This is a genomic window from Vibrio sp. Vb0304 (genome assembly GCF_033338995.1).
In the GTDB taxonomy this organism is placed as follows: domain Bacteria; phylum Pseudomonadota; class Gammaproteobacteria; order Enterobacterales; family Vibrionaceae; genus Vibrio; species Vibrio alginolyticus.
In genome coordinates this window covers 204,564-220,580 of sequence record NZ_JAWOTT010000005.1, presented here as the reverse complement: position 1 = coordinate 220,580, position 16,017 = coordinate 204,564, and the positions used below count along the sequence as shown (strand labels likewise).

At 42.9% G+C, this 16,017-nt stretch carries 15 protein-coding genes; 13 read left to right on the top strand and 2 right to left on the bottom strand.

What is annotated here, in order from left to right; all coding sequences use genetic code 11:
• Nucleotides 1-14: 14 nt before the first annotated feature.
• The 7 genes from R7P35_RS10145 (at nt 15) to R7P35_RS10115 (ending at nt 7,006) form a co-directional block, all read left to right on the top strand.
• The gene (locus R7P35_RS10145; RefSeq protein ID WP_005377756.1) at nt 15-1,328 is read left to right on the top strand and encodes a TolC family outer membrane protein; all 1,314 of its coding nucleotides are present in this window, start codon (nt 15-17) and stop codon (nt 1,326-1,328) included.
• Nucleotides 1,321-1,941, top strand: a complete 621-nt coding sequence (locus R7P35_RS10140) for an OmpA family protein (RefSeq protein ID WP_053303115.1) — start codon at nt 1,321-1,323, stop codon at nt 1,939-1,941. Before R7P35_RS10145 ends, R7P35_RS10140 begins: the two co-directional genes overlap by 8 nt.
• The gene (locus tag R7P35_RS10135) at nt 1,931-2,773 is read left to right on the top strand and encodes a phosphate ABC transporter substrate-binding protein (RefSeq protein WP_213896343.1); all 843 of its coding nucleotides are present in this window, start codon (nt 1,931-1,933) and stop codon (nt 2,771-2,773) included. The genes R7P35_RS10140 and R7P35_RS10135 overlap by 11 nt, the downstream gene beginning before the upstream one ends.
• A gap of 177 nt (nt 2,774-2,950) precedes the next feature.
• Nucleotides 2,951-3,724 (top strand): DeoR/GlpR family DNA-binding transcription regulator, encoded by a 774-nt coding sequence (locus R7P35_RS10130; RefSeq protein ID WP_053306490.1) that lies wholly within the window; start codon nt 2,951-2,953, stop codon nt 3,722-3,724.
• Nucleotides 3,725-3,735: 11 nt separating this feature from the next.
• The gene (locus R7P35_RS10125; RefSeq protein ID WP_054576921.1) at nt 3,736-4,776 is read left to right on the top strand and encodes an oxidoreductase; all 1,041 of its coding nucleotides are present in this window, start codon (nt 3,736-3,738) and stop codon (nt 4,774-4,776) included.
• Nucleotides 4,773-5,243 (top strand): heme-degrading domain-containing protein, encoded by a 471-nt coding sequence (locus tag R7P35_RS10120; RefSeq protein ID WP_213904935.1) that lies wholly within the window; start codon nt 4,773-4,775, stop codon nt 5,241-5,243. Before R7P35_RS10125 ends, R7P35_RS10120 begins: the two co-directional genes overlap by 4 nt.
• 185 nt (nt 5,244-5,428) lie before the next feature.
• On the top strand, nt 5,429-7,006 hold the full coding sequence (locus R7P35_RS10115; RefSeq protein ID WP_005389121.1) for a sensor domain-containing diguanylate cyclase: 1,578 nt from the start codon (nt 5,429-5,431) through the stop codon (nt 7,004-7,006).
• 51 nt (nt 7,007-7,057) lie between these two features.
• Here R7P35_RS10115 and R7P35_RS10110 read toward each other — a convergent pair whose 3' ends face one another.
• A complete protein-coding gene (locus tag R7P35_RS10110; RefSeq protein ID WP_033905229.1) occupies nt 7,058-7,615 on the bottom strand; it encodes a DUF3750 domain-containing protein in 558 nt (185 codons plus the stop codon).
• A 479-nt stretch (nt 7,616-8,094) separates the two neighbouring features.
• Between R7P35_RS10110 and R7P35_RS10105 the strand changes: the two genes are divergently transcribed.
• The 5 genes from R7P35_RS10105 to R7P35_RS10085 all read left to right on the top strand — a co-directional run bounded on the left by R7P35_RS10105 (nt 8,095) and on the right by R7P35_RS10085 (nt 12,428).
• Nucleotides 8,095-8,457: a hypothetical protein gene (locus R7P35_RS10105; protein ID WP_017634013.1), complete on the top strand. Its 363-nt coding sequence runs from the start codon at nt 8,095-8,097 to the stop codon at nt 8,455-8,457.
• Between the two features lie 35 nt (nt 8,458-8,492).
• On the top strand, nt 8,493-8,957 hold the full coding sequence (locus tag R7P35_RS10100; RefSeq protein ID WP_182017048.1) for a GNAT family N-acetyltransferase: 465 nt from the start codon (nt 8,493-8,495) through the stop codon (nt 8,955-8,957).
• Between the two features lie 248 nt (nt 8,958-9,205).
• Nucleotides 9,206-10,624, top strand: coding sequence for an SLC13 family permease (locus R7P35_RS10095; RefSeq protein WP_318092041.1), 1,419 nt, complete (start codon nt 9,206-9,208; stop codon nt 10,622-10,624).
• Nucleotides 10,625-10,630: 6 nt separating this feature from the next.
• A complete protein-coding gene (locus R7P35_RS10090) occupies nt 10,631-11,968 on the top strand; it encodes an ATP-binding protein (RefSeq protein WP_054576917.1) in 1,338 nt (445 codons plus the stop codon).
• Entirely contained in the window at nt 11,955-12,428 is a 474-nt protein-coding gene (locus R7P35_RS10085; RefSeq protein ID WP_005377744.1) for a response regulator, read from the top strand. Before R7P35_RS10090 ends, R7P35_RS10085 begins: the two co-directional genes overlap by 14 nt.
• Nucleotides 12,429-12,535: 107 nt before the next feature.
• Here the strand turns inward: R7P35_RS10085 and R7P35_RS10080 are convergent, their stop codons facing one another.
• On the bottom strand, nt 12,536-14,239 hold the full coding sequence (locus R7P35_RS10080) for a putative bifunctional diguanylate cyclase/phosphodiesterase (RefSeq protein ID WP_005377743.1): 1,704 nt from the start codon (nt 14,237-14,239) through the stop codon (nt 12,536-12,538).
• 487 nt (nt 14,240-14,726) lie between these two features.
• Between R7P35_RS10080 and R7P35_RS10075 the strand changes: the two genes are divergently transcribed.
• Nucleotides 14,727-15,944: an HD-GYP domain-containing protein gene (locus tag R7P35_RS10075; RefSeq protein ID WP_025766705.1), complete on the top strand. Its 1,218-nt coding sequence runs from the start codon at nt 14,727-14,729 to the stop codon at nt 15,942-15,944.
• The last annotated feature ends 73 nt before the right edge of the window (nt 15,945-16,017 follow it).

Genomic DNA, 16,017 nt, shown 5'->3' with positions numbered 1-16,017 from the left:
CATAAGGATATAAGATGCGGCTTAAATCAACGTTATTGGTCTTGTTTGCAGTATCATCGTCGCCAAACGCTTTGACTTTAGAAGAGTCAGTTACGTTATCTCTCGATAGCTCCCCCAGTTTGCTTGCTCGCTATTCTCGCTATGAGTCGATGGTACGAGACCGAAATGCCATAAATGGTTCATTTCTTCCTCAGGTTAATTTGTATGCAGCAGCAGGGTACGAAGGTACTCGATATAACAACGGAAACTACATCGACAGTGAAGATAGAACATTAGAAAGAACGGAGATGGGCGTAAGAATCTCCCAACTGTTATTTGATGGATTTAAAACAAGTGCTGATGTTGATCGCCTATCTTACGAGGCTGAAGCTGAACGCTTGGACTTATTGGCATCTGCGGAAAATGTTGCATTAGATACTGTCAGAGCGTATGTGGATGTTTTACATGCCCGAGAGTTGATGAAACTGACAGAAAGAAACCTAAATGAACACCAAGAGATCTACCGTTTCATTCTAGATAAAAAAGAAAAAGGTTTAACCAGCAACTCCGACTTAGCGCAGGTTTCTTCGCGTGTCGCGACAACACAGTCCTCATTGATTGCCGCCCAAAACAATCTTTCCGATGCTAGAACAAGATTTGTACGTTTGGTTGGTCGAGCGCCGCAAAACTTAGTTGAGCCTGTTTACCCGCAGGAATTGCTTCCGAATAAGCTTGACGAAGCACTCAAACAAGCGGTTAGGTTGCACCCATCCATACAGTCGGCGATGAAAGATTTAGAGGCGGCTCGACATGAAGTAAAAAGAGAAAAGGGGGATTACTACCCAGAGCTCAAGCTTGAGCTGTCAGCCAACAAAACAGACAACGTGGATAATATTGAAGGCATTAACGAAGATGCAAAGGTTATGCTGACGGTCAACTACGATCTTTTTAACGGCTTTTCTACAGACTCCCGAGTGGAGTCATCTGCCTGGCGAGTAGAGGAGGCGAGGGCTATTCGAGCAAATGCAGAACTAGATGCGAATGAAGGTGTAAGGCTGGCATGGGACGCACATACATTGCTTCAACAGCAAATGGAGTTTTTAAAAGTCAACGTTGATGCGGCGAAAGTAACTGAATTAGGGTACATCCAGCAGTTCAATGTAGGGCGACGCAGTTTGTTAGATGTATTAGATGCCAAAGTTGAAACGTTTGTTGCGAGACGGAACTACACCCGAACAAAGTACGATCATTTGGTTGCCACTTACCGTTTATTCAACTCGATGGGGATTCTGACTTATGCGTTGCGAGTTGAGTATCCAGAGAACTGGAAGGAGAACAATAATGGATAAATTCGCAGTGACGAGTCTTCTAGTTTTCATGTTAGCAGGCTGTGCTGAATCACCGAATACGACGTTGACCACTTACCAGTACAACGACCTTAAAGACAATGATAGTGATGGCGTGATAAACCAACGAGATAACTGCGCAGATACGCCAAAAGGTGTGGTTGTTGACAGTGAAGGCTGTGCGAATTGGGTCAACGACTCGCAGACACACCTGATCAGCTTTTTCTTTGCGATGGATGAGCATCAGGTAACGCCATCTCATGATATGCCGCTAAGCGAGTTGAAAGCACTGCTTCAGAGTAACCCAAATGCGCAAGTCATACTGATAGGAGACACAAGCCCTGAAGCGTCACTCGAATACAACAAAGCGTTGGCAAAGAAAAGGACGGCAGCTATACGAGAATTGCTAGTGAGAAACGGCATTCAAGATAATCGAATTGAAGAGCAAGAGTTTTATCAGAATACGGCATTGACGGTACAACTAAAAAAACGGGAAAGGCGCACAATTGCTGTTGTAAACACGAAAGCTGAAAGTACTGAACAAGCGTGGACTATATTTAGTTCGGACAGCGAGTTGACACCTAATTCGAAGTTGGAGCTGAATTATGAAAATTAAAGTCTTGCCTTTCCTTGCTCTAACTTCATGTTTGATTTCACCGCTGGCATTTGCTGACTCTGAGGCTCGAACATCGATTTTTGTCGAACCAGAGATACTAGAAACGATAGAAACATTGATAGATGAGCCAAGTGTAAATGTAGCGCTTGCATCTCAGTCTGGTGGTTTTAACGACATGCTAAATGACGGAGCCTCTATTGCGATCACATCTAAGAAATGGTCAGATGAAAACATCTCCCGATTTCAACGAGAAAGAGGCCACAGGCCTACACGTTTGTTTTTAATGGCAAACGCTATTGTCGTAATCAATAGTCAAAAGAGTACGGTAGATAGTGTTTCCGTTAGTGAATTGAAACGCTGTGATGCAAATACGTATGCTTTCGGGGAGATGCGTTTAAGTAACCCAGATGTGAGCTCTAATGGTTGTCAATCATCGATTCAAATGCTTGATGAAGACCGATTGAAACGAGCTTTAAGCGACGACTTGTCAGCCAAAGCTTATATGCGATACTCCGATTTTAAATACTCAGAACAGTGGTCGAGCTACAAGGCTCTCTCTGTTCATCATAACGATGACTCATGCTCTTTGAGCACAGATTGCATCTATTCTCTTCGCTATCCATTTTCCGTGGTCTATTACGTTTATATAAATAAACAATTCGACACTAATCAGAAGATCAAAAAATCAAAGCTATTTGAACTCCTTACAACCGACAACAATACACAACAGGTACGAAATGCTGGGTTTATTCCACTACCAAAAGCGCTTATTAAAATAAATAGGGTGAAGTTAGGGCTAGATGAGCCAGTTGTTTTAAACGGGTATAAATAAACTTCATACGCCTAACTATGTGGGCTTGAGTGAACGTACCGCTCTAGGAAGTTTGCCTTGCTGCTCATTTATCTTTGGTTAACCTTTGGTCAATTGAGTTGGTTGTAAGTGGTTTTGTTGGTAATTTTTCTATCATTGTGGCAAGTTTACTTAAAACTACTTAAGTGAATTTAAGTTATGACACAAGAAGAAAGACTCGTAGCGCTCAGAGCGAAGCTGGAGCAGCAAAACAAAGTAACGTTGTCTGAAGTTTGTGAGTACTTTGGTATCTCGCGAGATTCAGCTCGCCGAGACTTAGTTAAGTTGAGTCAGCAACCTGGGTTACAAAGAATACGAGGTGGTGTCATGCTTGCGCCGATCTCTTCCCATACCGAGGCATACGCGAGTCGACCCGTGAGTGACGTTAAACATCGACTGGCTCAATCTGCCGCAGCGTTGTTGGATGAGCGCGACCATCTTGTTATTGATACCAGCACCATTTTATCTCTGCTCCCACTCTATGCAGGAAAAGCGCGTTGTGGAGAAAACAAGCTCAACGTCGTTACTAACAGCATTGATGTGCTGACCGCTGCTGAGACAAACGACACAATGGACGTTTATTTCTTAGGCGGACACTTTGACCCTTATGCCAGAGCAGTTTTAGGGGCGCAAGCAGAGCAGCAAATGCAGCATTATCACGTGAACAAAGCGTTCATTGGCGTGTGTGCGTTGTCATCCCGAGGGCTGACAACAAATAGTTTGTTAGAAGCAACAATGAAACAAGCGATGATTGCTCAAGCTCAGCAGGTCATCGTCGTTTGTGAATCCCGAAAAATTGGTAGCGACAATTTCCACCACGTATGTGATTTGTCAAAGATCGACATCATTATTACAGACCATCCCCCTCAATCAGATTTTCAACAACTCCTCGATCACAATGATATTGAATGTATTGTTGTATCACCGAAATAAGGAATCTTACAATGGCTTACGATCCCGTAAAAACCGCTGTGATTGGTTACGGATATTCAGCAAAAACGTTTCATTTACCCTTCATTAAATCGCTACCAAATTTAACGCTGAGCGCGATAAGCTCTCGTCAACAGGAGGCGGTTCAAAATGATTGGCCAGATGCTAAGTGGTTTTCTGATGCGAATACTTTACTCGATGATAGTGATGCAGAGCTCGTAATCATTACTGCGCCAAATGACGTACATTACGAACTTTCAAAGCGTGCGTTGAACAATGGGAAACACGTCATCGTCGAGAAACCGTTTGTTACTCGGATAGAAGACGGTAATGAACTTATCGCATTAGCCGAAGAGAAAGGTCTGGTGCTGAGCGTTTTTCACAATAGACGTTGGGATGGAGACTTTCTCACGGTTAAATCTCTTATCGAACAAGGTAAGTTAGGTGATATAAAGCTGTTTGAGTCACACTTTGACCGTTACCGTCCTGAAGTTCGTCAACGCTGGCGAGAGCAGGCTCAAGATGGCGGTGGTATTTTATTCGACCTTGCTCCTCATCTTCTCGATCAAGCATTGGTGTTGTTTGGCTTGCCAGATGCGATAGACGCACAATGTCGAATGATGCGCCCGGGTGCGACGACGATTGATTATTACAACTTGATACTTCATTACCCTGAGCATATTGTGCACTTGCATTCAAACTTGTATAGCCCAGAGCCGAATCTCCGCTACAAAGTATTGGGTACGGAAGCTAAATATGAAAAGTTTGGATTAGATCCTCAAGAGGGCTACTTAAAAGAAGGCCGTTTGCCGGAAAACGATGCTTGGTCGGAAGAAGATGAGGCGTTATACGGCGTCCGTTACGACGAAGACGGTGCGCAAACTATCAAAACGGAGAGAGGCGCGTACCAAGCTTACTTTGTTGGTGTGGCAGACGCCATTCGCTTGGGCACTGATAACCCGGTCCCTGCCGCTCAAGCAGTACAGAATATCGCTCTGATTGAGATGGCATTGGAAAGCAGTAAAACGGGTAAAACGATTCAGGTGAAACCATGAGTTTGACGCTTGAACTCGTGGCCCGGCAAGAGCATGAACTTCAGTCGGCGGAATTTAATCACCATATTGCGTGGTCTATCGGTCTCGCTCTAAAAGAAGAGGCTGAAGCTCGCGGCGCGGCTATTGCTATTGAGGTTTACGGCTTTGGACAAACGCTATTTCAATACGCGATGGCAGGAACCTGTGCTGATCATTTAGATTGGGTCCGTAGGAAGCGAAACTCAGTATTGAGGTATGGCCACAGCTCTTACTATCTTTCTCTGTACAACAAGCAAAAGCAACGTGATTTCGAAAATCAGCCTCATCTCGATGCTCGTGAGTACTGCGCTCATGGTGGCGCGTTCCCAATTCGGCTTTCTGGGTCTGGTTTGGTTGGGGTTGTGACGGTATCGGGTTTACCGCAGTTAGATGATCATCAGCTAGTTGTGGATATATTAAAAACGATGACAGAGACAAAACCCTCTTAAACGCCAAATATGAAAGTAGCACGGTTTCTTTATCGTGCTACTGAATTCTCTTTTTAGCTCATAAAGTGTTCTTTAATGTGAGCAAATATTAACATTGATCCCAACTTACTACCTGAAAATCAAATCAATTTCATATAACCTATACGCTCATTCATATAGAAAGCCTTCAAAGTTGGCCATTGGCAATGTCTTTTAGAAGAAAAGAAAAACTCAATCTTAGAAATCTTATTGTCACCCTATGTGTGTTCAGTGTGCTTGTCACTTTGATCAACGCATTCTACTCGATTTATCGTGTTCAAAGGGATCTCATCATCAATAACACGTTAGAATCAAACCGTGTTTACGCCCAAAAAATGTCTGAAATGACAGACTCTTTCATAGAAAGCTCAATGTCGCAGCTAAAATACAGTGCGAACGTGCTAAAAGACAAGATGCATGACGCTCAGCTTCTTGATAAAGAGGCTGAGAGATTAAGAACGCAAACCAAATCATTTAACTCTGTGGTTGTCGTTAATGCAAAAGGGGTTATTATTTCTGTATCCCCTGAAACACTTCAGGTGAAAGGTGTAAGGTTAGTGGGTGAAAGAAAACGCCAGTCTTTAAACGCTCAAGCACCGGTTGTTACTGAACCATTTATATCGCCAGCTGGAAATTACTTGTTAACCATCTCATACCCTATATTTTCTCAATCTAATGAATATTTAGGTTATATCGGCGGCACTATTTATCTAGAAAAAGAAAATATTCTTGCAGAGTTACTCAGCCAGCACGCATACAAAGATGGTTCTTTCCTTTACGTTGTCGATGAGAGTAACACTCTGATTTATCACCCAGATCAATCGAGGGTTGGTGAAGTAATCGACGATAATGAAGCAATCAAAGCGGTGACGATGGGGCAGAGCGGCAACAAAGAAATTGTTAACTCTCGCGGCGTCGAAATGCTTGCTGGTTATGCGCCAGTAAAGTCATCAGGATGGGGAATTGTTGCTCAGCGCCCGAAATCGATGACGTTATCTGTGCTAGATGAACAGATGTGGAATGTTTTCCTTAAGTCGATTCCAATTGGTTTATTAACTTTGTTGCTAATTTGGTTCTTGTCCCTTCTTATTTCTAGACCACTTTGGCAGTTAGCGGGTGCTGTGCGAGGTGTCGAAGAACATTCATCATCTATCGATGATCTCAAACTGGTTAAGTCTTGGTATTTTGAGGTCTCACATTTGAAGCTTAGCTTTCTTAAAGCATTTGGTATCGTGTCAAAAACCATTGATAAGCTGCAACTGGATACATTAACAGATTCGATGACTGGATTATTGAATCGACGTGGATTAGATAAAGTTCTTGGTTTGTTTAAGCAGGAAAATACCGCGTTCTCTGTTTTGGCGCTAGATATTGACCACTTTAAGAGCGTAAACGATAACTATGGCCATGACGTGGGTGACAACTTACTTAGAGAGTTTGCGCAGTTAATGAAAGACCAAGCTCGCTCTAATGATCACCTGTGTCGTTCTGGCGGTGAAGAGTTTATGATGTTTTTGGAAAAAACAGACGTAAACCACGCTATGGATGTTGCAGAGCGTATTAGACACAACGTGGAACAACATGACTTTCAGGTGGTTGGTAAGGTCACGGTTTCGTTGGGCGTTTCTCACTGGAAAGGCAATGACACACCAATTGAAGCGGTAATGAAAGACGCCGATAATGCACTGTATAAAGCGAAACATAATGGAAGAAATAGAACGGAGTTGGGTGACGACGCACAATAGATATTGCGCTTTATGCTGAACATAAAACGAGCCAGTGACTAACCTTTGCTGTTAATCGCTGGCGTAACCGCTACCAATTGCGCGAAACGGCAAGTTTAGCTCTAACTCTGGAATTTGTTTACCCACCCAAGCCGGAAATGTATTGCTATTTGGCCCTGGAAACAGCGTATATTCTTCAGCCCAAGGGTATTGGTTAATAACACTTTGTATTTTAGGGATAAGCTGGCGGGCCTTTTCACCTTGTATGGAGAGGATCTTTTCTGGTTTTGCACCATACCAATATCGATCTGGCGTCCCAGTTTGGTACTGATATAGAGCGGGTTGTCCGCGATTCACTCTCCAGCCGACTACTTCATACACTGTATATTCGTTCGCATTTTCAGGCTTTATTGCAAACCATGTATGAACAGCAAACCAGCCTCGCCAACCAAACGCGTCTGCGGCGTAAAACTCAATCACAGCATGCTTAACATTGGAAGGATCGGGTGCGATACCCGCAGGTTCTCTGCTAGCGGTACGCCAATCTCCTTGAGTGCATCCACCCAGCATAACCGCGATTGACATGAGCCAAATTTTTACATGGTGAGTAAAGTTGAGAGGGTCTTTCATTTATTGCTCCTAGACCAACCGATGCTGGTAACGCTCTATTGATTTTAGCTATAAAAACGTGGCAAGTCTGATTGTTGAAATCCTCTCCTTATTAAAAGAGAGAGGGAAGTTAGTGCCATAATTCCAGTTCATACGTAATAATAAGGTAAGCCGATTTGTAACATGTGGCATAGACGATGCCGTATTTCTCGAACGATTCGTCTAGTTGCGTATGAAAAAGTAAGAGGTTGTATGTATTCCTTACACGACCACATGAATTAAAAGCATTAAAAAACAGAGGTTTACAGTGGATTTTGACTGATTAAGTGAGTTTGGGACCCTCACATTGTCTCACATTTGCTTGTTTTGGGCGGAATTTTCATCGCTCATCTTTTTGCGCGTTTAGAGTCAGCGTTCAGCTATGGCACAATAGGCGCTCACAGAACAAGTGCTGTTTGGTCATGCAAATAGCAGAAAAATAACTAGAAATAGAATAATTAATGTTTAAATCAAAAAGTATACTCGCATTAAGCATGTTCGCATTTGGCTGTTTTGCCAATCAAGATAGCGAACCAACGTCCGTTGTGCTGAACTATGGTGATTCCTCCATCAGTACTGATATTCAAGCCAATCGAAAATTTCATGTTGTCCGAGACAATGAAAGTGAGCACGTAGAATTTTCCGGCGGAATCACAAAGGAGTATTCCGATTATATTGTGAATATTCATATCATAAGAAAAAGCAATATACGCAGATCAAGCCGTGAGCTGAATACTACCGTATTGATGAACAGTGATCAGATTGGGAAGCCTTTAGTGATTGGCATTGAAAATGATGAGTTCACTAGTATCACTTTGCGTTAATGCTTAGTATTTATTGAATAGGAATGAGGAAATTGATGCTCTCAATACGCTGTTATCGCACCGAGGATGCCCCAACACTGTGGGCACTCTTTTACCATACTGTGCGAATCATTAATCGTCGCGATTATACGGAATCACAAGTTTCCGCTTGGGCACCATCAGATTTTGACCTCGATGTGTGGCAACGAAAAATGGACGATACTCAACCATACGTCGCGGAGATAGAAGGGCAGGTCGTTGGCTATTGTGATTTGCAAGGTGACGGCTTGATTGATCATTTCTTTTGCCATCATGAATACCAAGGACAAGGTGTTGGTCGTGATTTGATGTCTTTTCTTTTTTCACAGGCGAAAGTACAGGGGATAAAACGACTGTATTCTGAAGTGAGTATTACCGCCCGACCTTTTTACGAGAAAATGGGTTTCACAGTTAAGTCTCGACAACGTGTTGAGGTTAGGGGAGAAACCTTAACTAACTTTATGATGGAAAAGTATATTTAACTTAAATAGTGAGCATTTAGTGAGCTTGAACACAGATATAAAATGTTTTCCAATGTGAAAACGAGTTCATTGATCTCGCACCAACGTTTTGTTTGAAAACAGTGTACATAATCTTCTCTGGAACGCCATTACCGCATTTCGTCTCTGAAGGCTTAAAAACAGTCTGAAAGTTTTGGTTTTGCGGCGGGTAATAGCGTTCCAAACGCCAAATGTGTCTGGCTAACCATCTCAGAAAGAGAAGTAGTACTATGCGCCCTTATCTCAAATACGTTGTTCCAACATTGATACCATTGCTTGTTTGGTTGATGCCTCTCTCTGCGTTCCCATTTGATGGCATTACTATCGTCCAGCAAAGAGTGATTGCAATCTTCTTGCTTGCCGCACTTTGCTGGGTATTCGAGCCAATTCCAATCTACGCCACGTCGGTTGTGATCATTGTCCTAGAGCTATTGCTTGTATCAAATAAAGGTGTTGTGCTCTTTCGTTTGCAAGAAGGGCAGCCACATTTTGGTGAGCTATTACAATACAACGAGATAATGGCGACCTTCGCTAGTCCGATTATCATGCTCTTCCTCGGCGGTTTCTTTTTGGCTATGGCGGCGACAAAGTACAGGTTAGATGTCAACTTAGCCCGAGTGTTACTCAAACCATTTGGACAAAAACCAAAGTTCGTTATGCTGGGGTTGATGCTGATCACCGCTGTTTTTTCCATGTTTATGTCAAACACCGCAACAACAGCGATGATGTTGTCCATTTTAACCCCTGTGATAGCGGTTTTCGGGCCTAAAGACCCAGGTCGAATTGCATTCGCTTTGTGTATTCCTGTTGCGGCCAACATTGGTGGCATTGGTACTCCAATCGGCACGCCACCGAATGCCATCGCCCTAAAATATTTGGTTGGTGACAACTTAATTACGTTTGGTGAATGGATGGTATTTGGTGTGCCATTCGTTATCGTGATGATGGCGTTAGCCTGGTTTCTGATTGGCTTTTTGTATAAAGCCGAACAAACCACCATCGATCTGAACATTAAAAGCAAGTTTTTGAAAACACCCAAAGCAATAATGGTTTACGTCACCTTTGCCGGCACGATTATTCTTTGGTTGATGGGTTCTGCACATGGAATGAATTCTTACACAGTAGCATTAATTCCGGTCGCAGTGTTCTCATTGACGGGCATCATCAACAAAGAAGACTTGAAGAAAATCTCTTGGGATGTGCTTTGGTTGGTGTCAGGCGGTATTGCTCTGGGTCTTGCTCTAGATAAAACCGGGCTTGCGAAGCTGGTGGTACACAGCATTCCGTTTGATCAGTTCTCGCCATATGTTGTCTTGTTTGGTGCGGCTTTCTTGTGCTTGTTAATGGCAAACTTTATGTCGCATACAGCCACCGCAAACTTGCTGATGCCGATTATGGCTGCGCTGGGTACTTCTATGGCTTCGCTAACGCCTCTCGGCGGTGAAGTTACTCTGATCTTGGTCGTGACATTTGCCGCTTCACTCGGTATGTCGTTACCAATCAGTACGCCACCAAACGCGTTAGCTCATGCAACAGGGCATGTCGAGAGCGGCCAAATGGCTCGTATCGGTGCCGTGCTAGGCGTGATTGGCGTATTACTCAGCTTTGTGATGGTGTGGATTTTACATACTGTTGGGCATATTGGATAACCCACCATGTACGAAACGAAGTTAGACGCGTTAGTACAACGCTATTTTAATCACCTTGAACGCCGATTAACAGTTTTATCCGGGTCGGTGCTTATTGAGCAAGCTGGCTACAACGATCGCTTGTACTATGTGCTGTCGGGAGAACTGGCGGGCTATTACGCGGAAGATGACAAGAAACCGATTCAGGTATTTTCTGCATCTCAAGGTGCGTTTATTGGCGTACATAGTTTCTTTTCTGGTACGTGGACTGCCTCTTCGACAGTGATTGCTCAAACCGATGTTGAATTGGCTTGGATACAGCGCGATACGCCCGCCGTGGAAGAAGCGACATACGGACCATTGACGACACAATTTATGCCTGTGATGGTTAACGAATTATCTCGTCGTCAACGGCGCGCAATGCAAGAGGCATTGGCTAAAGAAAAAGCACTACAAAAGCTTCATACCGCAGAGCAAATGACAACGTTGGGGCAGCTTGCAGCGGGTATTGCTCATGAGTTGAACAATGCGATAGGCGTTGTAAGCAGTAAATCAGAACGACTAGAGACAGTTATCATGGAACTGCTTGAAGAAGTTCATCCGGAAGCGAGTCAATTTTTTGATTTTGGTTTAATGCAAGGGCAGAAAGTCTCTTCTAGCGAAGCGAGAAAGCGGGGGCGCCACTTCGAAAAATACTACGGTTTAACCAAGGAGGTTGCTCGTGATCTTGCACGTGCCGTTCCAAATAATTTCCTTTCGGAACATTGGCTAAAAAGACCAGAAGAAGCGATACGTTTCTGGCAAATGGGACGAGATCTCCATGACTTACGCATCGCCTCTAAACATACCGTTGGCATTGTACGATCCGTAAAACAATTGGGGCGCACGGATATCGACTTGGATGAAGCGATTAACATCAATGATTCAATCAATCGCGCCTTGGCTCTATTGCAAAGTGACTTAAGACGAGTGAGTGTTCGTTTTAGCCCTGCGGATTTACCTGCTTTTATTGGTTCTCAAACCGAACTCGTCCAAGTTTGGGTAAATATATTAAAGAATGCGTGCGATGCACTTGGTGAAACGGAGAAACCCGGTATCGAAATACATACTCGGGAGAGTAAGGGTAAAATTTTGGTCACGTTTGCTAACAACGGACCAGAAATTGATGAAGCGACACGTAGAAAAATTTTCCGGCCAAACTTCACCACTAAAAAGGGGGGCTTGTCGTTTGGTTTAGGGTTAGGTCTGTCGATTGTAAAGCGCATTATCGCCGGATATAACGGCTCTATTGTGGTAAAGAGCGACAGTGAAAAAACGATTTTTAGAATCAAGTTACCAGTAGAGGGTGAACATGGAGAAGCTTAATGTAATTTGCGTTGATGACCAACGAGAGGTACTAAGCGCGGTTCTACAAGATTTAGAGCCGTTAAATCAATGGTTGAATGTCGAAGACTGCGAATCAGCAGGTGAGGCTCTAGAACTGATGGATGAATTTGATGCAGAAGGCGAGATGATCGCATTGATTATTTCCGATCATGTGATGCCAGGTAAAACGGGAGTAGAACTGCTGACCGATGTATCAAAAGACGGTCGTTTTGGCTTTACGAGGAAAGTGCTTCTTACCGGGCAAGCGACGCACACCGATACGATTAATGCGATCAACTCCGCAGGCATTGACCGCTACTTTGAAAAACCATGGCAAGCAAGCCAATTAATAGAGTGCGTTAGAAACTTGGTGACCCAATATATCTTTGATGTGGGCTTAGATTACACTCAGTATCACGAGCATTTAGATCAGAGTGTGGTGTTTGAACGTCTACGTTAATCGGGGGACATTAAGCTTGTTTTCGTCACGGCCAGTTAGTGTCTGAAATCTATAGTGAATAGTTCAGCATGTTTAACGTGGCCGTGCGGAATATTGCTATAGTATGCTTAACTCAACGAATAGCGGCTTGCACTGGCAACAGAAAGTGGCTTAGAGAACCAATAACCTTGCAGATAATCGACGCCCATTTCGGTAAAAAATTCACACATTTTGGCGTCTTCAATTCCCTCAATCACTACTTCAATATTATTTTCCTGGCACATAGTGATAAGAAACTTCAGATATTCTTGTGAAGAGCGGTTGGTTAGTGTTTTCCACGCCATCGACCTATCAATTTTGATTTGTGTCATCGGGAGGTCGAAGAAGCTATTTAATGAACTGTAACCCGATCCAAAGTCATCCAGAGAGAGTGCAAATCCTAGTTCCCTGAGGGTATTCAGAGGGGCAATGGCTGTCTGATTATTATCCAAAATAAACGTTTCTGTTAGTTCCAAAACAATAGACTCAGGATCGACACCAACCTCATCCGCCATGGCTTTAATTCGCGCAGGGAATTCACTGTTCATTAACTGAAGTACTGAAACATTCACGTTGACACGAACTTGGTTTTGGTAACGCTCACGGTAGTTTTTGATAAATTCACACGCTTTGGCAAAGACTTGATATCCGAGTTCGACAATCAAACCTTTGTTCTCTGCCACGGGGATGAATTCGTCTGGATAAATTTCGCCAAACTCTTTGCTACGCCAGCGAACCAGAGATTCGAAGCTCACCACTTTTGAGCTTTTGGCGTCAATAATTGGCTGAAACTTAACGCTTAATGTCTGTTTTTCTAGTGCACTTTTTAGACCTTGCTCAATAAAGAAATAACGGTCTACGGCATGCTGAGTTTTCTCACTGTAAACCGCAACACGGTCTTTATTCTGCTCGCTTGCGTACTGACAAGTTCGTGCTGCTTTACGTAATATTTCCTCTGCTGAGTGACTTGGATCTATGCAAGGATACAAACCAATACTAATGTTACTTCCTAAGTATTGGCCCTCTTCAATCACTGCCTCGTGGTAGGTTTCCTTTAAACTTTCGGCATAACTTTGCAGCGTTTCTACCGAGCATTCATCGTGAATCAAAATCGCAAAGTCATCATCATGTACGCGATATACAGAACTATTTGGAGAAGGTAGGTGACTGAGAGTTTGTAGCAATTTTTCCACTAACCCATCGACCAACTCGCTGCCATATTGATTTAAGTAAGATTTAATCTCTTCTATCTGAATGTAACAGATAGATGCACAAGAATCAGTGGCTCGCACACTATCTTCAATATCCAGCAAGAGATGGGCGCGATTAGCCATACCTGACGCATTGTCATGAAATGCGACTTGATGAATATAGCTTTCCATCAGCTTGCGTTCAGAAATATCACGGTGGCTACCAACCATATAATGACCATGTTCTGTTTCTTTGGTCATGGCTACGCCTTCAATCCAGACGTACTGTCCATTGGGTTTACGCACGCGGTAGGTCGTTGTGACCCTCGTGTTGTTGGTAATGATGTGAGCATCGACCCGAGTGGAGAGTCTTTCTCGATCGAGAGGGTGAACAAGGTCTAACCATTGCTCTAAGCTGATTCGACCAGCGTTGATACCAAGCTGCTCATAAAAGCCCTTGTTATAAAATACCATGGTGCCAAACTCATCCATGTAAAAGAGGCCTTCGTTAAATACATCGAAGATATGAATGAATCGTTCTTCGACGATTTTTAGGAACTCTCGGTCACTATCTGAGACTTGTTGGTCAAATATGGTGGTCAAGATATTTCCTCCTCGAGCCTTTTAGCATCAGAGATAAGTGTTGGGGTTGATAACATAGAGTTGATCTGCTGGCGTACATTACAATCACAAAAGTGTCAGTTCAAATTGTTTGGCTATCATTTTATGCGCTACTAGGTTAATAACATACTAAGATTAGGCGGCTAATCATCGACATTTATAAAAAATAGTCAACAGTAAAAATCATTTATAAAATACAGTTATTGATGCCGTCCGCAATCTATAAATATTTATGAATAATTATCCTAAAGTTATTTTCAGTTGTGTCGGTATCAATGTGTTGTTTTCTAACGTCATTTGTATATATGTTATCTTGGATAAAACCATAATAACAAAAAGGACTTAATGAGCGCGACCGATTATTAATTGACAGGATGCTCATTAATTGTAATCAATTCAAATTTATTATCACGCCAAGTAATCAAATCTCTTATAATGCGGACGTTAATATCGAGTAAGCCTTCTTTATATGCAGTACGATCCGAAAAATTCAATCAAAATTGCGCTCGCTGATATCGGCGTTGGTATGTTTGTTACCGCGATAGAGCACAACAAGCGCGTCAATTTAGCCAATGCAGGGCGGATATCTAGCCCTGAAGGCATTAAGAAGCTTGCTACAAGTGGCGTAAAGTATGTTTGGGTAGATCAAACATTATCTTCGCAGCAGTGTGTCTTCAAGCCTGTAGATGAATCAACTGATGCCACTAAAGAGACGAGAGAGCAGAAACACTCAGATTTTAAGAGGGGTCAACGAACTTATCGTTCGAGAGACATCCAACACAAGCGAGCCAAAAAGCTGATCGCCGAAGCAAAAGATTTGGCGCAGAAACTATTGAATCAAACTTTTGAAGGAAAAATCATTGAAGTTGATGAAGTAGAAGCTTGGGCTGACGATGTCATTGAAAGTGTTTTGATTGACTCAGATGCGTTGCAGTGTGTCTCTGCACTCCGAAAAAAAGACTCTTACTTATTGGAACACTCCGTCAATGTCGCTTGTCTTTTAGTGTCATTCGGTAAGTACTTGGGCTTGGATAAGCCAACGCTAAAACAGCTTGCTGTAGGTGGCATTATTCATGATGTAGGTAAAATTAAAGTCGATGATAAGATCTTGCACAAGCCAGCGAAGCTAACGCCTGAAGAATTTGAACATATGAAGCTACATCAAGTGTTCGCAGGTGAGATTATCCTTCACGTAAAAGGACTTAGTGACGTAAGCCGTGATGTTTGTTTGATGCACCACGAGAAGTTAGATGGCAATGGTTATCCTAGAGGCTTGAAGGGGGAGGAGATTCCAATTCACGGCCGTATGAGCTGTATTGTAGATATCTACGATGCGCTAACGGCTGATCGCTGTTACAAAAAAGGCATGAGTTCTGCCGAAGCGTTTAAAATCTTGTTGAGTCTAACGCCATTTCATTTAGACGCCGACTTAGTTTACAAATTCATTAATTGCATTGGGATGTACCCCGTAGGCTCTATTGTCGAGTTGAACGATGGGCGTGTTGGTATTGTTTGGTCTTCAAATGAATCTCAAGCATTAAAGCCAGAAGTGAAATGTTTCTACTCCCGCAAGTATAAACGATACATTGATGTCACGATGGTGGATTTAAAAACGAGTGCGTACAAAATTGAAAGAGCGATAGCGCCTTCATCGTTAGAGATCGATCCTAAGCCTTTTTATGATTAAGAGAAATAGATAAGCTTATACAACAGGCTTTACATCCTTGCATGTAGGTCGTATTTTATTTGCATAACTATCT